Genomic DNA, 6,008 nt, shown 5'->3' with positions numbered 1-6,008 from the left:
CAGTAGGGTGCATCGATGAGGTTGCTGTAGAAACCCTGGATCCCGTTGGGTTTTCACTGGAAGATGTACTCGTGGTAGACGCCCGGATTACCAATGAAAGCAAACGGCAACGAATTCTTCTCAGCAGGCCCACTACCCTGAGTGCAGATTCCACCTATGCCGGTGTTTCCGGGGCAGCTGTCACCGTTACCTCCTCCGAAGGATCCACCTTTAATTTTGAGGAAACAGGACCCGGCCTGTACCTTTCAAATGGGATTTTTTCCGCCCTTCAGGATGTGGAATACACCCTTGAAATTGAGTTGGCTGACGGACAACTGTACCTCTCACAACCGGCTTCAAGAGGACCGGAAAGCTCGATAGACCGGATTTACGCCCAAAGAGAACTCAGCAATCTGGGTGTTGAAGGTATAAGTATATATGTGGACAGCTCCAATCCGGACCCCCGGGCAGACCGCTACCGGTACGAATACGAGGAAACCTATAAGATCATCGCCCCAAACTGGACGGCCTCGGAATTTGAGATCCTCCAGGATTTCTCTCAAATCACCGAAGGGATTTATCCGGATGTTCGCCTGGTACCGAGGGCTCAGGAAGAACGGGTCTGCTACAACACGGTAGCCTCTACCGAAATCCTGCTCTCCAATGGCCTGGAGGCCGAAACCGAAGAACTAAGTGGGAACCTGGTCCGGTTTTTGGGTAACGACAACCCTGTGATTTCCCATAGATACAGTATCCTGGTGAAGCAATACCTGCAATCTCCGGAGGCCTACAGTTTCTATACAAGCCTGCGCAACTTCTCTTCCAGCGATAATGTGTTTAACCAGATCCAGCCCGGCTTGCTGGAAGGAAATATAAAGGCGGTTAATGATGCAGAGGCCATCGTCCTCGGTTATTTCGAAGTCACTTCGGTCACTGAGGCAAGGCTCTTCTTTAATTACGAGGATTTCTACCCCGGGGAACCCCTGCCCCCTTATTTTGGCACGGTGAACTGCGAGCGTATTTTCGCTCCCAGACTTTACAATCCGCAGCGGGATGGCCCATCACCCCCGGACGAATGTGGGGCACCCCAGGGTCTGACAGAATTGATTGAGTTAGAACTTGTGGAATACTATCTGGATAATACTATTCCGCCGGGACTCTGTGAGGGGCCTTATTTCGTCACCCAACGCGCATGTGGAGACTGCACGGCTCTGGGTTCAAATATCGAGCCGGATTTCTGGGTGGAATAATTCGGGATTCCGAATACGCATTTGGCTTTCTGATCCTCATTTTAAGAGAATAATGGCCTCAATTATCGGATGTCCGAAAATAATTTATAACTTATGTCCTGCTAAAATTAAAAACCAAAAAATTATGAAATACATAGACCGAGAAATTGACCTTTACTGGATCCACATACAATCCGGTGGCAGCGGCACCAGTAAAAAAATCTATCCGCAGGCCCTGATACGTTGCTACAGCGGGGATGATCTGGTCTTGCAGGCCACGTTCTATAAGGATGGATCAAAATTTCCGGAAAACCACTACGATAAGCGTAACAAACTGGTTTACCTACGGTATCCCCTTTACATGTATCCAAACATTCTGGACCTGCTGAGAAACGAAAAACCGATTTTTTTCAGGTACGCTATCGAACTGAAGCAGGGCTTTATCCGAACGGGCAAAGAACCGGTTGGAGAAGGCGATTACGATGCCGATTTCAAAGTGGACTAAATTTCTCAGATTTGGCCATGTCTGGTGCGTTTAAGCATTCATTATTATTCTGAGTTGCCCCAGACCAACGAATAGTGCGGTATTGCAAGGCAATAGCAAATACAGGGAGGCCCCGAAAAGGCTTCCCTTATTTTATGTTAAGAACCTGGGATTCCCACCTATGATGCCGGACTTTGTCCATTCGTTTTCACCCGGATATCCCACTATGTTTTATTTGAGCATGGGGCAACGATTTCCCTTTTTATTGTACCTGTTTAGCTGTCTCACACTGTTTCCCGGAGCCCTGCTGATGGGTCAGTCGGAACATTCCGCTGATTACCTCACCTACCATTCCAGTGTAAACCAGGCGGAAAACCAACTCTCGGAAGGAAATTTCCAGGAAGCCCTAATTACATACACAGCGATCTTCGATACCTATCCCTTTGTTTTTGGGCGGGAGGCTAAAATCGCCGTACAACTTGCGCTCTATCTGAAGGAAGACGAAAAGGCTTTGGCATTGCTTCAAAAAGTAATTCATCAGGGTATAGACCTGAGAGAAGTCAAAAGGCTTCCCGGAATGAAAAGGTTGCGGAAGACCCCAGCTTGGGACCACCTTGAGAAATCGTATGATAACCTTGACGCAGCCTCCCTCCACCCGGTGGATATTCCAGTGCTAGAAGCGGTACAGGACATGTATAAAAAAGACCAGAAGAAAGCTATAGGTGCCCTGTTTCGTATGGGTGATAAGGCACAGATCGCCTATGGGGAAAAGGTCTTTGCCCCTCATAGTGAAGAACAGCTTTCGAAACTTACAGGGATTATTACAAGCGGTGGATATCCGGGAGAAAAAAGAATCCGAAACGATTACTGGGCCTCCACCATCCTGAGCCACCACAATTCAATTTCAACGGCCTATAACCAACAGGACTCTTTATATCCAAAACTCAAACCCCTGCTTCTGGAAGCCCTTAAAGCGGGAGATATTTCCCCTTATGAACTGGCTATGGTCGAAGACTGGAGAATTGCAACCATATCTGGTTGGGCAGAGCCTGGGTACGGATATTTAAACGCTCCCCGGGAACAAACCCTAAATGTAACGGACAGCCTCCGCGAGGCCATTGGTTTGCGATCTGTATCCCTGCGGAATCGCCTGGTGGCCCTGGAGGTGGAAACGGGCATGGACTTTTTTCTGCCTGATTGGGTAAGAGGCAAGATTCAAATAATAACGGAAGAGGAGTAGGCCGTTGTAGTTGACAGCTGGCCACGGGCCCCGAAATAGTTCCAACGACATCTAAATTAAGCTACTTTGGCCTGTAAGAGTTCAGCATCAGGCCGTGTGCCCAAAAGGGGTAAGTTGCGGAGGTAGCTCAAGAACGGAAAGGGCTTTATCGAGCTTCTCCAGGGAATCCGGGGCAATAATTTGGGTGTTTATCGTCATTTTGGCCGTTTCGGTTTCGAGAATATAATCCCCGGCAAACTTCTTAATACGCCGAATCTCACTGAGGCGTATGGGTTTCCCAATGAGCGTGTTTTTCTGAATGGTATCCGCTTTCAGCGTGAGGTACCCGTAATGCCGTTCATAAAAATAACTACCCATAAACAGGGCGGCCATCACCAGATAACCGATGCCCATTCCATTTAAGAAGGAAGCGTCAATCACCAATAGTGTGATTGAGAAAACAAGCCAAAGAAGCCCCTGAATCAGGTGCGACCGCAGTCTTTTTTTGCTGTAGTGGATTTTCATATCGCTTTTTCGCAATCCCAAAATAAGGCTCCTAATTCAAAAATCAAAGTACAATGTACTCCTGCGAGTGCCTCCTACTCGTCTCTCAGGACATTCCCAACCGTAGCGAAGCCTATTGTATCGTTCGGATCACCCGGCCACATGTTAACATGGCATCTCCGTAATACGGATTTCGAATTTCCTTTTGGGCACTCAACCAGGCAGCACCCTTATTATTATCGGCCATAGGGCAGGTCTGTACATACAGGGTCTGCGTCCCACTCCCTGCGTTTTCTATTATTGGAATCAGCACTTCATTGAGGCGGACAAAGTGTTTTCGCTGGGTGTCCAGCACCTCGGAATCCGCTATGGCTTTCAATGGGCCCTGGCTCGTTGAAAGGGCGGATTTTTCATCAGCACCCAGGCCTGTAGTCGGTATGGCGGACAACTGCCGGACCAGCTCCCGGGCCCCTTCCTTTACGCCAGGGGCATCTCCGGCGACCAGGGCATCCTTCATTTTTAAATAGGCTGGAATTACAGTGGCCATTTCAACAGTAAAAGCTTCGGAAAATGTTCCTGTTTTTAGGATCGATTCCGCTTTAGCGGGATTTGCCCGGGATGAATGTGAAGAGCCTTCATGCCCGGTGGGTACCGATCCAGGTCCGTCATGCATCATAGATTTTTTCCCTTTTAACTGGGCGGCTGCATCCAGGGTAAAAGTACCCCGGGTGACAATCTCCTCCCCATTGTCAAGACCCGACACCACAGTGTACGCTTCGTTCACCGCATCCCCTACCCGAATTTCGCGCATCTCAAACACCGGCGAATTTGGATCGGTTTTCACATAGACCACAGACCGCTCCCCCGTCCACAACACGGCACTTTCCGGAATGACCAGGGCTTCGTTCTGTCCCTTGGCGATAATCGCCAGATCGCCGGTCACAAACATTCCGGGTTTGAGTTTGCCCTCGGGGTTTTGAAGCACAGCCTGTACCTCAACAGTTCGGGTGGAAGCATTCAGCACCGGGTTGATAAATGAAATTTCAGCCTCAAAGGGTGTATTGGGATAGGATTTTGCCGTAATGCGCAGGGGCTGTCCTTCCCTTAAAAGAGATACCTGGTTTTCATAAGCATCAAAGACGGCCCATACCGATCCAAGGTTGGCAATTTTAAACAGGGGTGAACCCTGATCTACATAATCCCCGACCTGAACCCTAATCTCCGAAACGGTGCCTGCAACCGTGGCGTATATGGGGAAATACTCCTGTACACGCCCTGAGGCCTCAATCTCCGCAATCTGTTTTTCGGTGAGTTTCCAAAGTTTCAGCTTGTTCCTAACGGCCTTGTAAAGCTCCGGCTGGCTGGCCTTCAAGCCCGAGGCTGTAATGAGTTCCTGCTGGGCAGAAACCAGTTCGGGTGCATAGAGGCTTGCCAGTTTTTGCCCGCTTCGAACTTCTTCTCCCTCAAAATTGACAAAGAGTTCTTCAATCCGACCCCCGAAATAGGCCGACTGGGTGGCAACCGCCTTCTCATTTTCCTGAATCGTCCCTGAAAGCTTGAGGGTATTCCCCCCGGTCGTAACGGTACCCACGATGGTTGTGCGGACATCCGCCAGTGCCAGCGCATTTTTGGTCATCCTGAACTGTCCCGGAGCCAGGCCATCATCCCCGGATTCTGACGCGATAAGGTCCATTCCGCAAATAGGGCAGTCCCCGGGTTCGGCTTGTATCACCTGAGGATGCATGGAACAGGTCCATTGCTGACCCGCTTCTACCTGATGGCTGTGGGTATTCTCCTGATTTTCGGATTTCCCGAAAGTATCTCCAAAAAAGAGATATCCTGCCAACAGTCCGCCCATGGCGGCCAGGGCGATATAGAGATTTGATTTTTTCATCTTGCTTTCTTTATCAGTTTTCTAACCAATTTCAATATTCTTTAAGCGCAGCGCATTTGCAATGACCGAGACGGAACTAAAACTCATGGCGGCCGCGGCGATCATCGGGGAGAGCAATATGCCAAAAAACGGATACAGGACCCCTGCGGCAATGGGTACGCCAAGGGTGTTGTAGCCCAGGGCGAAAAAGAGGTTCTGTTTGATGTTTCTCATCACCGCATCACTGAGGTTCCGCGCCCGGACAATCCCCTTTAAATCTCCTTTGACCAGCGTGATCGAAGCGCTTTCGATCGCCACATCCGTGCCCGTGCCCATGGCAATGCCCACGTCGCTTTTGGCCAAAGCCGGGGCGTCGTTGATGCCATCCCCTGCCACGGCGACTATATGGCCTTGTTCCTGAAGTTTTTCAACTTCCCTGAGTTTATCTTCCGGGAGCATACCGGCCTTAAAATCGGAGAGGTGCAGTGCACCTGCCACCGCTCCGGCGGTCTGCTCATTATCGCCTGTAAACATGACCACCTGAATTCCTTTCTCCTGGAGGGCATGAATAGCTTCCCGACTCGTCTTCTTGATTTTATCCCCAATGACCACAAAACCCGCCACGGTCTGTTCAATCGACAGGAAAGACACCGTTTTTCCCTGTTCCTGATACCTTACCGCCTTATCCTTTAAGCCGGTTTGAATTTCAGCACCTGCAGC

At 49.8% G+C, this 6,008-nt stretch carries 6 protein-coding genes; 3 read left to right on the top strand and 3 right to left on the bottom strand.

Features of this window, described 5'->3' with window-relative positions; genetic code table 11:
• The 3 genes from WBV75_RS10900 to WBV75_RS10890 all read left to right on the top strand — a co-directional run.
• Nucleotides 1–1,229 (top strand): DUF4249 domain-containing protein (locus tag WBV75_RS10900; protein ID WP_424120636.1); only part of this gene is annotated, 1,229 nt, incomplete at its 5' end.
• Nucleotides 1,230–1,353: 124 nt separating this feature from the next.
• Nucleotides 1,354–1,713, top strand: a complete 360-nt coding sequence (locus WBV75_RS10895; protein ID WP_424120635.1) for a hypothetical protein — start codon at nucleotides 1,354–1,356, stop codon at nucleotides 1,711–1,713.
• Between the two features lie 160 nt (nucleotides 1,714–1,873).
• Entirely contained in the window at nucleotides 1,874–2,932 is a 1,059-nt protein-coding gene (locus WBV75_RS10890) for a hypothetical protein (protein WP_424120634.1), read from the top strand.
• A gap of 87 nt (nucleotides 2,933–3,019) precedes the next feature.
• Here the strand turns inward: WBV75_RS10890 and WBV75_RS10885 are convergent, their stop codons facing one another.
• The 3 genes from WBV75_RS10885 to WBV75_RS10875 form a co-directional block, all read right to left on the bottom strand.
• Nucleotides 3,020–3,436, bottom strand: coding sequence for a hypothetical protein (locus WBV75_RS10885; RefSeq protein ID WP_424120633.1), 417 nt, complete (start codon nucleotides 3,434–3,436; stop codon nucleotides 3,020–3,022).
• A 112-nt stretch (nucleotides 3,437–3,548) separates the two neighbouring features.
• Nucleotides 3,549–5,309, bottom strand: a complete 1,761-nt coding sequence (locus WBV75_RS10880; RefSeq protein WP_424120632.1) for an efflux RND transporter periplasmic adaptor subunit — start codon at nucleotides 5,307–5,309, stop codon at nucleotides 3,549–3,551.
• Nucleotides 5,310–5,330: 21 nt separating this feature from the next.
• Nucleotides 5,331–6,008, bottom strand: a 678-nt coding sequence (locus WBV75_RS10875) for an HAD-IC family P-type ATPase (protein ID WP_424120631.1), incomplete at its 5' end; no start/stop codon positions are given.

The organism is Robiginitalea sp. (genome assembly GCF_049588695.1).
Classification (GTDB): domain Bacteria; phylum Bacteroidota; class Bacteroidia; order Flavobacteriales; family Flavobacteriaceae; genus Robiginitalea.
This window is presented reverse-complemented; position numbering and strand designations above follow the sequence as displayed.